Source organism: Desulfosporosinus lacus DSM 15449, from assembly GCF_900129935.1.
Taxonomy (GTDB): domain Bacteria; phylum Bacillota; class Desulfitobacteriia; order Desulfitobacteriales; family Desulfitobacteriaceae; genus Desulfosporosinus; species Desulfosporosinus lacus.
In genome coordinates this window covers 162,652-180,113 of record NZ_FQXJ01000005.1, presented here as the reverse complement: position 1 = coordinate 180,113, position 17,462 = coordinate 162,652, and the positions used below count along the sequence as shown (strand labels likewise).

Annotated in this window: 7 protein-coding genes; all 7 read left to right on the top strand. The window is 41.2% G+C overall.

The genetic code is table 11. The annotated features are described in order from the left end of the window. Positions 1 to 42: 42 nt before the first annotated feature. The 7 genes from BUB11_RS07760 (at position 43) to BUB11_RS07730 (ending at position 17,298) form a co-directional block, all read left to right on the top strand. A complete protein-coding gene (locus tag BUB11_RS07760) occupies positions 43 to 1,050 on the top strand; it encodes a potassium channel family protein (protein WP_242947491.1) in 1,008 nt (335 codons plus the stop codon). Positions 1,051 to 1,144: 94 nt separating this feature from the next. Beyond that, positions 1,145 to 2,032, top strand: coding sequence for a BON domain-containing protein (locus BUB11_RS07755; protein ID WP_073029146.1), 888 nt, complete (start codon positions 1,145 to 1,147; stop codon positions 2,030 to 2,032). A gap of 254 nt (positions 2,033 to 2,286) precedes the next feature. Next, positions 2,287 to 3,306, top strand: a complete 1,020-nt coding sequence (locus BUB11_RS07750; protein ID WP_073029145.1) for a metal-dependent hydrolase — start codon at positions 2,287 to 2,289, stop codon at positions 3,304 to 3,306. Positions 3,307 to 3,382: 76 nt separating this feature from the next. Continuing rightward, positions 3,383 to 5,953: a DNA translocase FtsK gene (locus BUB11_RS07745; RefSeq protein ID WP_073029143.1), complete on the top strand. Its 2,571-nt coding sequence runs from the start codon at positions 3,383 to 3,385 to the stop codon at positions 5,951 to 5,953. 118 nt (positions 5,954 to 6,071) lie between these two features. Further along, on the top strand, positions 6,072 to 14,621 hold the full coding sequence (locus BUB11_RS07740; RefSeq protein WP_073029141.1) for a glycoside hydrolase family 94 protein: 8,550 nt from the start codon (positions 6,072 to 6,074) through the stop codon (positions 14,619 to 14,621). Positions 14,622 to 14,690: 69 nt separating this feature from the next. Continuing rightward, positions 14,691 to 15,413: a class I SAM-dependent methyltransferase gene (locus BUB11_RS07735; protein WP_073029139.1), complete on the top strand. Its 723-nt coding sequence runs from the start codon at positions 14,691 to 14,693 to the stop codon at positions 15,411 to 15,413. Positions 15,414 to 15,759: 346 nt separating this feature from the next. Then, a complete protein-coding gene (locus tag BUB11_RS07730) occupies positions 15,760 to 17,298 on the top strand; it encodes a methyl-accepting chemotaxis protein (protein WP_073029137.1) in 1,539 nt (512 codons plus the stop codon). Positions 17,299 to 17,462 lie beyond the last annotated feature (164 nt).

The window sequence follows — 17,462 nt, the reverse complement described above, 5'->3', positions numbered from 1 at the left end:
TGTACGTAATTAATGTTAGGCTCGACAGAAAGGAGCAAATTGTTGGTTAGGAGGGTTTGGATCGCATTTATCGCCTTAGTTGTCACACTAATAGTGGGGACAGCCGGCCTCATGGTAACAGAACATCTTAGTTTAGCTAGAGCAATATATCTTACGGTTCAGACAGTTACGACGGTTGGATTTGGAGATATCGAACCACAAACCGACGCCGGGCATATCTTTCTGATTTTCATGATGCTGAGCGGAGTCGGGGTCATGTTATATTTTGCTGGACTATTAATGGCCTTTCTGATTGAAGGTCAGTTAGCTGGTGTATATTGGAGAAGGAAAATGAATAAAAAAATTCAACAAGTGCAAGATCATGTTATTGTCTGCGGTGCAGGACGTGTGGGCAGGCAAGTCGTTTACCGCCTTCGTAAAGAGGGGGCTCAATGTGTTGTAATAGAACAAAAAGAAGATCTGGCTAACGAATTAATTGAAGAAGGTTTTTTGGTTATTAACAGTGATGCAACTCATGATGAAACCTTAATTATGGCTTCCATTGAGAAGGCTAAGGGACTTATCTCAGCTCTCCCAGAAGATGCTCTAAATGTTTTTGTCACATTAACAGCGAAAGGACTGAATCCCAATATTCAGGTAGTAGCCCGAATGGATCACCCGGAGTCTGAGAAAAAGTTACTGCGAGCAGGTGCTGATAAAGTAATTTCTCCGGCAACACTAAGTGGTTGGAGAATGGCGATGTCGATGTTGAAACCTATTAGTGTGGAATATCTCGAAACTGTGATCCATGATCACAATATTGAAATCGAAATGGTTGAACTGAAAATTGATGAAGGATCCTGCTTAATTGGAGAGACATTACTCACTAGTGGAATTAAACAGCAGACAGGGGCAATGGTACTTGCCATTTTGCGAGGCGATCAGGTAATCAGCAATCCTAGCGCTGGAGATCAATTATCCCAGGGGGATCTTTTGATCGTCTTAGGGTTAAGAGATCAATTGCATCGGTTAGAAAAACTCGCAGCAAACCTTTCAAATTGTAAAACCTGAAAATCATCATAGTTTTCGGTTAAAAGGAGAAGTCTTGGGATAAAATACCCTCTATGTGAGAGTAGTAACACTTTTCATGGTGGAGGGAAGATATATGCATAATTCACGTTCTGAAAAAGATGTCCTGAAGGATATTAAGAAACTAATTCAAACTCATTTCGGAGAAAGTGCTCAAGGAATTCACGTTGAGGTCAGAGGGGATAAGGTTACACTGTGGGGAACAGTGGACAGCCTCGTAGAAAAAGACTTTTTTGCAAGCCGTATCGGACGAATTGCCGGGGTTCGAGAACTGGATAATTCTCTGACTGTAGCTACTGACGGAAACATCTTGGATAAAGACATCGAGGGGGATATAATTGAACGTTTTCAAGGATCTCGTTATGAGGATATCGCTCACTTGGGTTGTCGAGTAAGCCGGGGTATAGTCACCTTACTGGGGCATATGGAGACTCAAAGTGAGGAGAGATTTGCTAAACGCCTGGCCTCCCAAATACGGGGAGTTAAAGAAATACGGAGTGAAATTCAGTTTTTACAAAAGGCAGTTGACGATGCGACTTTAGTTAATCGTGTTGAAACTGCAATGGTTGCTTCTCCTTGGGTAGATGCTCATGAGATTAAGACTGCAGCTCGAAATGGTCTGATTACCCTCACTGGACTTGTTGACTCTCCTGAGGAAATAGAATGGGCTGTTGATACGGCCTATAAAGTGCCTGGAGTAAAAGCCGTGGTTAGCGAAATACTTGCTCGTCATCAATCTCAAGGGGAGGATTTGTGGTTAACCGAACAGTTAGTCTCTAAGCTTGGCCAACACCGCTTGAATTCTGGACAAATTCGCGCTTTTGTTAAAGATGGAATTGCTTTTCTAACCGGAGAAGTGTACTCAGAAGAGGATCGGGAATGGGCAGGAAAGATGATTCAATATATTCCTGAAATTCACGAGGTCAATAACTCTATAAAAGTCGCGGCACACTCAGCAAAATAAGCTTTAGCTCTAACCTTTTAACATAGGTATTATTGATCTTAGAAGCCTTCATTTGTACTGGCAAAGTATGATGAAGGCTCATTTTTTGTGGCTAATAATCCACATGACGCTCGATAAATTTTAAAAGATTAGTCTATAATGCTACACATTATAAATGTGAACATAAAATGGAAATTAGAGAAATAAAAAGACATTATATTTTTCGATTGAAAGTCATGCTATAATGAGGACTGTATTATTTAAGGATAATATTGATGCTTCAGAAAACTTGGCTAGCGCCAAGCCAGTCTAAAAAAGATAGAGAAGGTGAGCTGTTGGATCCGATAACACATGGCTTAATTGGAATTGCACTCAGTACCTTGTCGGGTCACCCAATGCAATTGACTGATCCTGTTTTTTTAGGTTGCACATTAGGTGCAATGCTCCCTGATTTAGATATTATAGCTCACGCAAAAGGTCGCTTGAATTATCTATTAAAACATAGGGGAGCAAGTCATTCGTTGATTGCCTTGACCACTTCGGCACTAGGACTCGGCACTGGCCTTTATTTGTTTTTCCCAACCACCTCATGGTCAACGGTGTTCTTTTGGACTTTGATAGGAACAATGTCTCACGGAATAATGGACTTATTAAATTCTTTTGGTGCAGAGCTCTTATGGCCTTTTTCACGGAAAAAAATTACTGTGGATATGATTATGCTTTCAGACCCTGTGGTACTAGGTTCTATGCTATTGTCTTTAATTATTTCCCTGATTACACCTGAGTTAGCAAGAAACTCCTCGTTTATTGCTTTAGCGCTTAGTGCGATATATTTAGGATTTCGCCACTTAGGGAGAATTGAGATAAGAGATCGTTTAAGGATTATTTATCATTTGAAGGAAAAAGATCAAGTTAAGGTTATTCCTGCGATGTACCATCCTTTTACCTGGAATTTTATACTTTTCCAAGAGGAACATGTGAGTTTTGGGGTTATCCGAAATCAAATACCATCGATCTGTCGTGCGTTGCCTAAATTGACCGAGGATAATCCCTCAGTTACCAATGCCTTAGAAGGAAATGTAGCTGAAATATTTAGCCAATTTACTCCTCATTATCATGTAATTGCTCATTATTTAGATAATGAAGAGTGCAGGGTTGAATTTTTGGATTTAAGATATTGGGTAAAAGGAGATTTTCTCTATACTGGTAATGTATATTTAGATTTAAATGGGGAAATATCTCATGAAATCTTCCACCCATTACCTAAGCATAAAGGGGTGCTGTTAAGTTATTAGTTCGAAAATCAAAAAAACCTTTTGACATTCGCCTAGCGCATCTACCATAATGAATACAATGGAGGAGGTGGAAGATATGTCGAAAAGGAGAAAAAACAGTTCTTTTTGGCTTAAATTTAGTGCACTTTTATTATTAATTATATCGATCTTAGGCTTGCTGGGCGCTTTCGGTTTATCCATCGGAAAACATGTTGATGCTTTCTTTACTTTGACTATGGGAGGTCTAGCCTGGGCTGGGCCCTTCTTATGTTTTATAATAGGGATTATACTCTGGATTTATGCATCTACTATTACGACTGAATCGTCTATAAGTTCGGAAAGGTCACCTAAGGATGACTCTAAGATACCAAATAATCAGAAACGCCAGGAGAGAAGAAGTAAAGATAAATCGCAAGACTCTAATGTCATTCCTCTTCCTGCAGGGAAAATTGTAAGCTTAAAAGGGTTTAATCAATATTTCAATTCACCAGAATGGGTAGAAATGAAGGATAAAGATGCCCAAATGAGTGAAGAAATGCAGGAGATAGGAAGAGATTTCCCATCTTATTTCGGAACAGGAGAATCCGGTTTTCCAACGAAACGCCGCAACATGACCATTTTAAAAGGGCTTAATGACTATTTCACAGAAGTAGATCAAGAAGTAAGATTAGAGGTTAGAAGCTCTGATCATAAATATTTTGAGCCAGCAAAGTTATCGAAAATACCTACAGATAAACCAGCAAGCTATTCAACTGTGTTTAAGTCGAAAACAGAACAAGAAGAATTCTTATCCCAATTCAAGGAGGATGAAAATCCTCTAAACGAGAAACTTGATTTTGTTGAAAATCGGAGTGAAGACAGCAGAATTAGCAGTGAAGCAGGGGGGGGGGGGACATCCCAAGCCATTGATATTCCAATACCTAAAAATGAGACAGTATTAGAGACAACAACAGATTCAGATTCAGATTCAGAAAGGCCGGAAACTGGCTATGGAGAACTAACTGAGCAAACTGTCAAAGGAGTTGCATGGAATACATCAGCACTTACAGAGGCCCTTCTGGAGACGGCCTGTACCGTTGAGAGGGTGCCAATGTCAGAGCTTGCAGTTGCTCCTGTGGCCGAAGAGCCTGCTTTAATATTTGAATTTGTGGAGCAAGTGGAGCAAATAGCACAAGCGGCACAAATAGCACAAATATCACAAGTAGAGCAAGCGCCGCAAGTCCTCGATCATAAAGCTGAAGTTGTCAAGCACTGGGAGTTTCCCAATTTCAATTTATTGGAACCGTTGCAACACAGAACAATCATTCAAGATACGGAAACATCGAGACAACTTGAAAAAGTACTTCTCGATTTTGGAGTAAAAGCCAAATTAATTCGTGTGACAAGGGGACCTGTTATTACCCGTTATGAGTTAGCGCCTGCACCAGGAGTAAAAATTAGTAAAATTGTCAATTTATCGGATGATATTGCGCTTGCGCTTGCGGCGCGGGATGTCCGTATTGAAGCTCCGATCCCTGGAAAAGCGGCAATAGGTATTGAAGTCCCGAATAAACAGGCGCTTTCGGTACCCTTTAGAGAAGTGTTAGAAACTGCTAGCTTTGGACAATACTCTTCGAAGCTCAAAGTTGCTCTAGGAAAGGATATTGCGGATCAACCGATTATTGCTGATTTAATAAAAATGCCTCATCTGCTGGTAGCGGGTGCTACTGGTTCGGGGAAAAGTGTTTGCATTACGACGATTATTAATTCTCTGCTTTTCAATGCAACACCGGATGAAGTAAAGCTCCTGCTTGTAGACCCCAAGATGGTCGAGCTGAGTCAATACAATGGTATTCCTCACTTATTGGCTCCCGTTGTGATCGATCCCAAAAAGGCTGCAAGTGCTTTAAAATGGATTGTTAAAGAAATGGAAAATAGATACGAACTCTTCGCGGCTTCAGGGGTTCGAGATATTGAACGGTATAATCGCTTAAAAGCAGCAGAGACTTCAAGAAATACACCGGCCTTACCGTTTGTGGTAGTGATTATTGATGAGCTCGCTGATTTGATGATGGTTGCGGCGGGGGAAGTAGAAGAAGCAATTTGTCGTCTGGCTCAAATGGCTCGGGCGGCAGGGATTCATTTAGTGATTGCGACGCAACGTCCATCGGTTGATGTAATAACCGGAGTCATCAAAGCCAATATACCTAGTCGAATATCCTTTGCAGTTTCATCTCAAATTGACTCCCGTACTATTCTTGATGCCACTGGGGCAGAGAAACTGCTTGGCAGAGGAGACATGCTTTATTCTCCCTTGGGAGTAAATAAGGCGCTTCGAGTACAGGGGTGTTTGGTAACGGATGAAGAAGTACAGCGAGTAATTATGCATTGGAAGGAAATGGGCACGCCGGAGTATCTTGACCCAGAAAGACTTTTTGCAGAAACTACTGTTAAGAGCGAAGAGGGGAATGGACCTGATGATGCTTTGTTCCTCGACGCCGGGCATCTATTCATTAGGACAGGCATGGCTAGTGTATCCTTTCTTCAACGCAGGTTGAAATTAGGCTATACCAGGGCAGCCAGATTAATGGATATGCTGGAAGAACAAGGGGTTGTAGGAGCTTATGAAGGAAGTAAACCGAGGCAAGTACTCTTAACTCTGGAAGAATTTGATGAACGATTTGGATGATAAATATAAAGAAACACCCTTGTCACATGACAAGGGTGTTTCTTTATGTATGAATGAAGTAAGGGGAAATGGGAATAATGCATAAATGATGTATTAAAAATTAAGACGGAGACGGAGAATGAAGTTTTTCACACAATCTTTAAGAAAGAATAAGCCTTATAAAGATATTGTTCTTAACGGCGAAGATTTACTCAGTCATGCTGAAGAGATTGCTCGATCAAATGTTAATCAGGGGACTAGTCAGCTAAAACGATCATTGATGCCCAGAGTAAAACAGAATATGAAATTCTTAGAACAGGCTTACCATGAAATTGCTGATTATTCATCGAGAACACAAGACAGTGTACCTGCCACTGAATGGTTATTGGATAACTTTTATAGTTTAAAAGACTTGAGAGTAGAAATTCAAAACAGCCTTCCTCAAAAGTTCGAACGTCAATTACCGCAAAATTCTACGGGCGATTTCGAAGGATACCCGCGAATTTATGGACTGTTGATTGAACTTATTGAACACACGGACAGTCAATTGCAAAGTGAAACGCTGAAAGCCTTTATTAACGCTTATCAGGTTCAAGTGCCCTTATCTAGCGGAGAACTATGGGCAATTCCCATTATGTTGCGTATTATCCTCTTGGAAAATATTCGCAGGTTAACGGAACAAATACTTTATACTCAAGCAGAAAGAGAAACAGCCGATCATTGGGTTATGCCCCTACTGGAATCAGAACACGGGTCGGAAGAATGGGAAAAACTATTAAAAACGTTAAGTCCTCAAGAAGAATATTCCTCTTCTTATGCAGAACAGATCCTAAAGCGAATTCGGGAGGTTGGTGCGGATGTAGGCCCACTGTTACAATGGGTAGATCGTGCTGTAGCCAAACAAGATACCACAATTGAAGAACTGGCAAAACTGGAACGCCAACGTCAGACCATGTATCAAGTGTCAATGGGTCACGCAATTTTGAGCATTCATTTCGTTAATGCTGAAGACTGGCCCCATTTTTTTGAAGAAGTCAGTTTAGTGGAAGGTATATTTGGAAAGGACCCAAGTAGAGTTTATGGCCAAATGGACTTTCAGTCGCGTGATTTCTATCGCCATTGTGTAGAAAAGATTTCAAGAAAATTTAAAGTGTCTGAGTTAGTTGTAGCTCGAAAAGTTTTAGTGAAGGCAGAAGGGGCATATGAACAAGGGGATGCTGTCTCGTCGCATGTCGGGTTTTATCTGATTGGAGCAGGGCGAGAAGAACTCGAACAAGAATTAGAAAAAGATTTTGGAAAGTCAAGGGACTTCTGGAGTAAGGTCCGGCGCAAAATACGCAAGCAACCTAACTTATATTATTTCGGAAGTTTGTTGATTGGAGCAGGCACTCTATTCACCTTGGCCTTAGTATACGCGCTCGTAAAGACACCCATTTCCCTTGGTTATATTCCCTTAGTTATAGCGTTGTTTATTTGGGCGAGCAGTATTGTCATCCCCTTAGTGAACTGGATGGCTTCTGAACTATTTCGTCCATCATTCCTGCCAAAATTTGAATTAAGGGAAGGAATACCTCAAAAATTACGGACTATGGTTGCAATTCCTACACTTTTAACAAATGTTGACAGGGTTATTGAACTTGTCAGCGAAATTGAAGTATATTATCTTGCCAATCGAGATGAGAACTTATATTTCGCTCTTCTGGGTGATTTTGCAGACGCAGCGACAGAAAGTGTTCCAGAGGATAAAGAAATTGTTTCGGCGGCAGTGAGTTCCATCGAGAAATTAAACAGCAAATATGGCGACAATCGATTCTATTTCTTTCATAGAAGAAGACTCTTCAATAAATCTGAAGGCGTATGGATGGGGTGGGAGCGCAAACGTGGGAAACTAGTCGAGTTCAATCGACTTCTGCGTCAAGAAGGAACGACAAGTTATGATATTCAAATTGGAGAACTTTCCATACTGTCAACCATTCGTTATGTAATCACACTTGATGCAGATACCCAGCTGCCGCGGGGAATTGCTAAGAGACTCATTGGAACAATCGCTCATCCTTTGCATTCACCTCAACTTAGCTCAGATGGAAAAAGGGTGGTTCAAGGCTACGGGATCCTTCAACCGCGAGTGGGCGTATCAATTCTTAAAGCTGGCGCTTCTAATTTTGCAAGAATTTTCTCGGGAAGAGTTGGAGTTGATCCCTATACTACAGCAGTATCGGATGTTTATCAGGACTTGTTTGGCGAAGGTATTTTTACTGGAAAAGGAATTTATGATGTAGATGTTTTCCATAAAGTAACGGATCAATCATTTCCAGAAAACACGATCCTCAGTCATGATTTGATTGAGGGATTGTATGCACGGGCTGGGTTAGTTTCTGATGTGGAACTTGTTGATGGTTATCCTGCTAACTACCTCGCTTATACCTGTCGGCAACACCGCTGGGTCAGGGGGGATTGGCAACTCTTACCCTGGTTGTTTGCGCCCATCCCATTTTTAGCACGTTGGAAAATATTCGATAACTTGAGAAGGAGTTTAGAAGCACCTGCCCTGTTGTTACTTCTTATGCTTGGATTTATGGTTCTTTCTGGAGATCCAATAGTTTGGGTTGGAATCGTCTCTCTAAGTTTATTCTCGCCCATTGTATTATATCTGCTTAATCAACTTTTCAATGACCGTGCTGAGAAGGGAAACTTAAGCCATGACTTAATGACCTTAGCTAAGCAGTTTGTTCTTCAGTTCGTGTTTCTTCCTTATCAAGCTTTAGTTATGCTGGATGCAATCGTCAGAAGTCTGTATCGCCAGTTTGTTTCTCATCGACTTCTGTTAGAATGGGAAGCTGCTTCAGATGCAGAGAAACGCATAGGTGCCAGCTTGCAAACCATGTCGCGCTCGATGTGGCCAGTAATTCTCTTTGTTTTATTGGCAGTTTTGGGCATTGCCTACGCTTTCCCAACAAAGTTAGGACGATTTGTCCCGTTGACAATTGCCTGGGTCATTTCAATTTGGGTTGCGCATTATGTAAGTGAACCTATTCAGCATAAAAAAATCTCACTTTCAGCTTCAGAAGAGATCGTTTTGCGTCGCTTTAGCAGAAAGATATGGGCTTTTTTTGAAGAATATCTTGGCGAGGAGGATCATTGGTTGCCTCCGGATAATGTGCAAATTGATCCACCAAATGGCGTAGCACATCGAACTTCACCCACCAATATTGGGTTAGCGCTTTTAACAAATTTGGTGGCAAGGGATTTCGGATATATACCCTCAACAAAGGTATTGGAAAATATTCAGCATATGGTTAATACTATTGGAAAGCTGGAACATTGGAGAGGGCATCTCTATAATTGGTACGATACTCAGACCCTTATGCCTTTAGAACCTCGCTATATCTCGACAGTTGACAGTGGAAACTTTGTGATGTATCTTTTGACGTTAAAATCAGGGTTAGCCGAGATTATTGAAGAAAAACCTTTGCTCGATTTGCAATTTGTAAGAGGTCTTAAGGATACTTATAACCTTTTGCTTGAAGAGGTTGACGAAGATACCCGTCAAGAATTGAATTCTTTTAAAGTAACACTGGATCAACTTCTTGGTTCAGATGAGCCTTTGAATCTTAAGAACTGGATGAATCTATTATCACTATGGCCAGCACAGATTTTAGAACGTGAATTAGGCAAAGAGGGATTATACTGGGCACAACGTTTAGATACCATGATTCAATCATTTTGTTTAGAACTTGGCGAATTGTGTCCTTGGATTGGAAATGAGCAAGTTATAAATAATCTCAGCCTGAAGGGACTTGCTGATTACTATGCGAACGGACTTGGAAATGGCAATTTTCCTCCGGAACTTAATGAGAGCATCGAATGGGCACACAAGAAGATTCTAGGTTATATTCATAAATCGGAGGAATTGCAGCAGCACCTTGAGGGGATGGCTTTAGCCACAGATTTTTATCCCTTGTTTGACGAATCACGTCAGCTCTTCTCGATCGGTTATCGTGTTTCAGATAGCAAACTCGATAACTCTTATTATGACTTGTTAGCTTCTGAAGCCCGTCAAGCAAGCTTTTTTGCAATTGCCAAAGGGGATGTTCCTCCAAGCCATTGGTTTAAACTTGGACGTTCACTAACAATGACGAAAGGCAAACGGAGCTTAGTCTCTTGGAGTGGAACAATGTTTGAATTTCTGATGCCACTCTTAGTGATGAGGAATTATGAGGGAACTCTTCTCAATGAAACTTATCACTCGGTTGTTGATGTCCAACGAAAATACGGGTTGGATCACAATGCACCTTGGGGTATTTCAGAGTCAGGATTCCATGCTTTTGATCCTCAACTGAATTACCAGTATAAGGCGTTCGGTGTACCTGGATTGGGTCTGAAGCGCGGGCTGATTCAAGACCTTGTGATCGCACCGTATGCAAGCTTTTTGGCGCTGATGGTTTCTCCTCATGAAGCATTGTTGAATATCTCCGCGATGGAACAAAAGGGTTTTGGAGGTCGTTTTGGGTTATATGAAGCAGTTGACTTTACTAGTGAACGTGTCCCGGTAGGACGTTCCTATAAACTTGTCCAGAGTTTTATGGCCCATCATCAAGGAATGAGTTTATTAGCGATCGATAATGTCTTATTTAAAAACGTCATGCAACAGCGTTTACACAATGAAGCATTGATTCAGTCTGCTGAACTTCTGCTTCAAGAGCGGTTGCCGGATGTAACGTCAATTATTCCTCAGCCCGAAGATGAACATCAAGTCATCAGGCAAAAAACCAAAACTCTTGATCTCGAGAAAAACCAGTTCATTCTTTTAAACACTGTAAATAGCCCTATTCCAATTGCCCATTGTATTTCCAACGGACAATACTCTGTCATGATGACTAATTCGGGCTCAGGCTTTAGTCGTTATAAAAATATTTGCGTCTCGCGCTGGAGAGAGGATGTCACGCAAGATGCGTGGGGCATGTATTTCTATATTCAAAACCTGAACTCTGGTGACGTATGGTCAGCTACTTACCAACCCTGTAAGAATTCTGGCGAGGATTACAAGGTGACCTATGCACCGGATCAAGTTGAGTACTGTCGGAAGGATGGCAATATAACTACCCATACCGAAGTTGTTGTATCCCCTGAGGACCAAGCGGAGATGCGCCGCATTTCTTTGACAAATCATAGTAAGCATGATCGAATCGTCGAAGTCACAAGCTACTTTGAAGTGGTTTTGGCTAGGCAAAGTGAGGATCTTGCGCATCCAGCGTTTGGTAACCTCTTTATTCAAACTGAATTTGATTATGAGGCACTTTTAGCATCTCGTAGACCACGTAGTGAGAATCAAGCCAGACTATGGCTCATGCATACAGTTGCAACTGAAGGGGAAAAAGTTGGGTCCCTTCAATACGAAACAGATCGTGCGCGTTTTATTGGCCGAGGCAGAAGTCTTGCCAAGCCTCAAGCCTTAGACGCTAACCATCCTTTGTCGAATACAGTTGGTGCGGTGCTAGATCCTATCATGAGCCTGCGCCAGCGGGTTAGAATAACTCCAGGGCAAACTGTGCGGGTCTCATTTTCTGTCGGATACGCGGAGAGCCGTGAGGATGCAGTCCGTATTGCAGAGAAATATCGTGATCCTCTCTCAGTTAATAGAGCGTTTGAGTTAGCATGGACACATAGTAAAATGGAACTTCGTCATTTAAACCTGACATCAGCACAGGCTAATGAGGCTTTAAGTCTTGGCGGACATTTACTTTATCTCAGTCCTTGTCGCAGAGATGCGGAGGAATGCATTAAACAGAATTGCAAAGGGCAGTCTGCTCTTTGGCCTTATGCGATTTCGGGAGATCTTCCGATTGTCCTTGTTCGAGTTGCTAATGCTGAGCACTTAGATCTGGTGCGCAGACTATTGACAATTCATGAATATTGGAGACTCAAAGGACTGCTTGCTGACCTTGTAATACTCAACGAAGATGAGAGCGGTTATGTACAGGCTTTCCAGGATAGCCTGCGTGATTTTATCTCAATGGGCCATGCCCGAGATCTTTTGAATCAACCTAGTGGTGTCTTTCTTCTCCAAAAAGGGCTTGTTCAGCCAGATGTACTTAATCTTCTCTGCACAGTAGCCCGTATTACCTTTATTGGAGAGGGGGGATCTTGCTCTGTTCAAGTTCGCAAAAAGGCAAAGCTAAGTACGAGGGAATCTGAGCTTCTTGCGGAGAAGTCTCAAGAACAATCTCTTCAAAATGATCAAAACATAATTAACATGCTGCAGGATGTAACAGAAGGATCAGATGGTCCGTTGCATTTTGCTAACGGATATGGCGGATTTAGCGAAGATGGAAAAGAGTATATAATTGAATTACAGGAAGGTATGAATACCCCCTTGCCATGGATCAACGTCATTGCTAATTCCAAATTCGGTTTCCAAATATCTGAAGTGGGCGCTGGTTATACATGGTCTCAAAACAGCAGGGAATATAAGTTAACTCCTTGGTCCAATGATCCAATTCTTGATCCAGTGGGTGAAGCATTATTCTTGAGAGATGAAGAAACGGGCGAGTCTTGGTCTGTTACTGCAAATCCAAGACGTGAAAATGGTGTCTATAAAATTCGGCATGGACAAGGATACTCAATTTTTGAGCATTACAGTCGAGGATTGAAGCAAACTCTGCGTCTTTTTGTTCCCATTGATAAGCCTGTTAAGATTGTGGAACTGACGCTGTTGAACCTTACAGAGCGTGCTTTAAGTTTAAGTGCAACTTATTATGTTGAATGGGTCATGGGGGTTGTACGAGAGCATACAGCGCCTTTTCTGGTGACTCAGTATGACAGAGAAAGCAACACTTTCTATGTTCAAAACACCTATCAAGAAGAGTATATGGGAAGGATTGGGTTTTTAACTTCCTTTGGAGCTACCGTTACAAGTTTCACTGGAGATCGTTCTGAATTCATTGGACGTAACAGAAGTTTGGAAGATCCTATCGGATTACAGCTGGATTCCTTTTCGGAATCTATTGGAGCGGGACTTGATCCATGTTCTGCAATGCGACTGGAATTTCCAATGATGCCAGGTGAAAGCAAAACGATTACCTTTTTATTCGGAGAAACAGCTAATCGCCAAGAGGCAGAACAGATCATTTCTGATTATGAACAACCTAAAAAGATTGAGAATTCGTTTGAAGAAGTCAAGCAGCATTGGGATGAGTTATTAGGGAACATTCAGATCCAGACCCCAGATTTGTCCATGAATTTGCTTTTAAACCGTTGGTTGCTTTATCAAACAGTAGTGTGCCGATTATGGGCGCGTTCTGCGTTTTATCAGTCAGGAGGGGCTTACGGTTTTAGAGATCAACTTCAGGATGTAATGGCCCTTGTTTATACGGAGCCAACAGTCACTCGTAATCAAATCCTTATCCATTGTAGGCATCAGTTTATCGAAGGGGATGTACAGCATTGGTGGCACGCTGAAAAAGGAAAAGGGATTCGAACCAAATTCTCAGACGATTTATTATGGTTGCCCTTCGTTACCTTCCATTATATTGAGCGCACAGGGGACATCGGTGTTTTGGATGAAATGGCTGAGTACTTGGAGGATGAACCACTAAGAGAGGGTGAAGATGAACGATACTCAATTCCAAGAATTTCTGATCAACAGGGAACGGTTTATGAGCATTGTCTGCGCGCAATCGAACGGGGCTTAAGTTTTGGAGAACACGGTTTGCCGCTTATCGGCTCTGGGGATTGGAATGACGGCTTCAGCAGAATTGGACATAAAGGTAAAGGCGAAAGTGTATGGCTGGGCTGGTTCTTATATATGACCTTGGTCCGTTTTGCTGGCTTATGTGATGCTCATGAAGATTCTGAACGGGGAGTCCATTATCGAGATATTGCAGAAGAACTTCTGAAAAATATTGAACTGCATGGTTGGGATGGAGGTTGGTACCGCCGTGCTTATTTCGATGATGGAACACCGCTGGGATCTTCTCAAAATAAGGAATGTCAAATTGACGCACTTGCCCAATCCTGGTCAGTTCTGTCTGGGGCCGCCAGACCAACTCGAGTTCAGGATGCTATGTTGGCTTTAGAACACTATTTGTGGCGCAAGGATGATGGAATTCTCCTCCTGTTGACCCCGCCCTTTGACAAGTTGCTGCCTGATCCCGGATATATTAAAGGATATGTTCCTGGCGTCCGAGAAAACGGAGGACAGTATACCCACGGAGCGGCTTGGGCTATTTTAGCCTATACGACTTTAGGAGAAGGGGACAAGGCGACCGAGCTTTTTCAGATGCTAAGTCCAATACATCATGCTCGTACTGAACATGAAGTGAATCGCTATAAAGTAGAACCCTATGTTATGGCGGCTGATGTCTATGGCACTCATTCACATGTAGGACGCGGTGGCTGGACATGGTATACTGGCGCTGCGGGGTGGATGTATCAAGCAGGATTAGAGGGGATTTTAGGATTTAAACGGCAAGGAGATACAATAGTCTTAAAGCCCTGTATTCCCAGCCGTTGGTCGGGCTTTAGCTTAACTTATCAGTATCATACAACAAAATATGAGATTTTTGTTGAGAATCCTAACGCCAGGATGTCTGGGTACACGAAGATCATTTTAGATGAAGCGGAGTTACTCGAACCTGTCATTGTCTTGAAAGATGACGGTCAAACCCATACAGTTCGATTAATTATCTAAGTAAAAAGGACTGCGGTTCGGATTCTGTGTAAATTCACCTTGGCGAATATAGAGAGGAGGATAACTGAGATGGATTTTTACCGTGCCTTATCCGAACACTATGATGAAATATTCCCGCTGAAGGAACCGCAGAAAATGTTCCTGCATGATTATTTGAAACAAGATAATATAAGCTCGGTATTGGACATCGGATGCGGTACAGGGACGTCTGCCTTAGAAATAAGTCAAACCGGCGTGCGAGTGCTCGGTGTAGATTTAAGCGATGAGATGATTGAGATTGCTAAAAGGAAGGCCCAAGAGAGGAAAAGCAGCTCTTCATTCGCCATAGCAGATATGCGAGACCTGCAGTTAATTCAGGAAAAATTTGAGGGAATCTTATGTTTAGGAAATACACTGGCACACGTATCTGGGGAAACTGAGTTGAATCAAGTTTTAGGTCAGTTCTGGGAAAAGGGAACCCACCTTTTATTGCAAACAGTTAACTATGACCGAATTTTGGCCAATCAAATCATAGAGTTGCCAATTATTAAGACCTCTCAGATTGCCTTTTATCGCTACTACACCCATAGACCGGATGGGAAACTCGATTTTTCCATGAAGATCAAGTTTCCGGACACGAAGCAAGTTATATCTGGAGTTAACGTTTTGTTTCCCATAACTAGTTCTATTTTAAAAAAGGCCTTGAAGGAGACCGGTTGGGAAATAACGGGGCTGTGGGGTAACTATGAAAAAGCCCCTTGGACGGAGGAGTCTCCGGCTACGATTGCAGCGGCGAAACGTATATTAAGGTAAGAAGTGGACACATCCTAGGTTTTTTTACTTAATATAAAAGCTAGTAACCTTTGCTTGGTAGATAAAGGTTACTAGCTTTTTAGTTATCATTTTAAAGAATATCTCTCAATGCAAATTGCCCACCTTTTTTCAACACAGTTTTCATTTAATATTAATAAATATAAAAAAGAACTTCCGATTTTTAAATAAATTATAAGAAATAATTATTACTATAAAGGAGGAGTTTTAAGAAGGATGGAGAATTAATAGATAGTATTATAATTGTGGTTGATTATCCCATAAGTTTCGAAGGGACTCAAACCGCAATTACGAACAATGAGGTTAAAAAAAGGAGATAGGAAGTAAAATGAGAAGCAGGGTAGGGAATGTATTAAATTTATTTTCTAAGAAACCACCATGTGAGGAATCTACTTTTATATTTAACTATGTAGAGGAGAAGTTACAGGGTATAAATGCGGTTGAACCAAAGGTTGAATATCCGATCCATAGAAAGATGATTAGTTACTTTATTAAGCTTTTCGATAATGAACGACAAATGGCATTATCATCAAAAAAGTTGTTAACTATTGCAGCAACCTTAAGTAACTTTGACGTCAACATGTCACATATAGCACATCAGTTGATTGACTTTGCTAAAAAAATGTCGTTGTTGAGCGAATCTAATCTTGCTGTCGTAGAGCAGACTAACGCAGGAATGAGCGAGGTGAATTCAACAGTAGAGAGAACTTCCACTACACTATCTCAATTATCGGACGCCTCTAAAGATCTTGTTCAGAATAACTATCTAAGTCTTAATCAACTCACAGAAGTAAATGAATTGAAAGATAAGGTTATGCTTGATGCCAATATTATGAGCGAAAAAATTGCTCAATTGGTAGAAATGGCGAATAGAGTCAATGAGATAGTTCAAGGTGTTGGAGATATAGCTGAGCAGACCAATCTACTTGCTCTCAATGCTTCTATCGAAGCAGCGCGGGCAGGCGAAAATGGTCGTGGTTTTTCTGTAGTTGCTGAAGAAATTAGGAAATTGGCTGACGATACGAAAAGAAGTCTGGAAGGTATGAAGTCTTTTGTGGGTAATATTCAAACAGCTGCTAAAGAAGGCAAACAAAGTATGAATAATACGATGGCATTAACGAAAAAAATGAGTCTTAAGATTGATAATATTACAGACACTATGGGAAAAAATGTAGAAATGCTAAAAACGACGATTAACGATGTACAATTCATTAATCAATCAATGGAAGGTATAAAAACTGCCACGAGCGAGATTAATCAAGCGATGGATGTTTCTAGCCGTGATGCTGAAGAGTTAACTATGATGACTCAAATAATTCATAGAGATGCCTTAGCAAGTGCAGAATCTGCAAAGGAAATTGCTAAGATCGATGATGAAATCTCTACTATTGTTAGAGAACAAATGAATTCTCTGAAGGGTAGCAGTAATGCCTTAAACAATCAAGAATTTTTAGATACTATTTCAGATGCTAAAAAAGCCCATGCCAATTGGTTAGATAATTTCAGACGAATGGTTGATGATATGGCGATTTATCCGCTACAAACGGATGGAAGTAAATGTGCTTTTGGTCATTTTTATCATGCTGTTCAAATAACGAATTCCATAATTGCAGAAGACTGGGAAAAAATCGAGGCTTTTCATAATGAGTTTCATAGAATCGGGCAAATAGGTATAGAAGCAGTTAAAGCTAATCAACAAGTAAGAGCTCAGGAATCTTACAGTAGAGCAGAAGTACTTTCAAGAAGTATTTTTGGACAGTTAGATAAGGTGGCCGCTTTAGTTGAAGATATGACAACTAAAGGCATTAGGTTATTTGGAAGTAACCTGAGTGATCATTCCTGTGACAAAGAATGTGCAGGCTGTTAGAGTTTAACCTTCTCAGGATTGTGGGATTTTCCTCAGTTGTTACTTCAATATGAAAAGACAGCCCGAAGGCATCTTCGGGCTGTCTTTTCATGTCCAAAATTCATTGTCATTTGTTTTCGGAAAAGAAGTTAAAGTTTGAATCACGATATAATACATCGAGCACC

Coding starts and splice junctions, on each gene's coding strand:
- BUB11_RS07735 (WP_073029139.1), top strand. CDS start 14,691: ATGGATTTTTACCGTGCCTTATCCGAACACTATGATGAAATATTCCCG.
- BUB11_RS07745 (WP_073029143.1), top strand. CDS start 3,383: ATGTCGAAAAGGAGAAAAAACAGTTCTTTTTGGCTTAAATTTAGTGCA.
- BUB11_RS07730 (WP_073029137.1), top strand. CDS start 15,760: ATGAGAAGCAGGGTAGGGAATGTATTAAATTTATTTTCTAAGAAACCA.
- BUB11_RS07755 (WP_073029146.1), top strand. CDS start 1,145: ATGCATAATTCACGTTCTGAAAAAGATGTCCTGAAGGATATTAAGAAA.
- BUB11_RS07740 (WP_073029141.1), top strand. CDS start 6,072: ATGAAGTTTTTCACACAATCTTTAAGAAAGAATAAGCCTTATAAAGAT.
- BUB11_RS07750 (WP_073029145.1), top strand. CDS start 2,287: ATGCTTCAGAAAACTTGGCTAGCGCCAAGCCAGTCTAAAAAAGATAGA.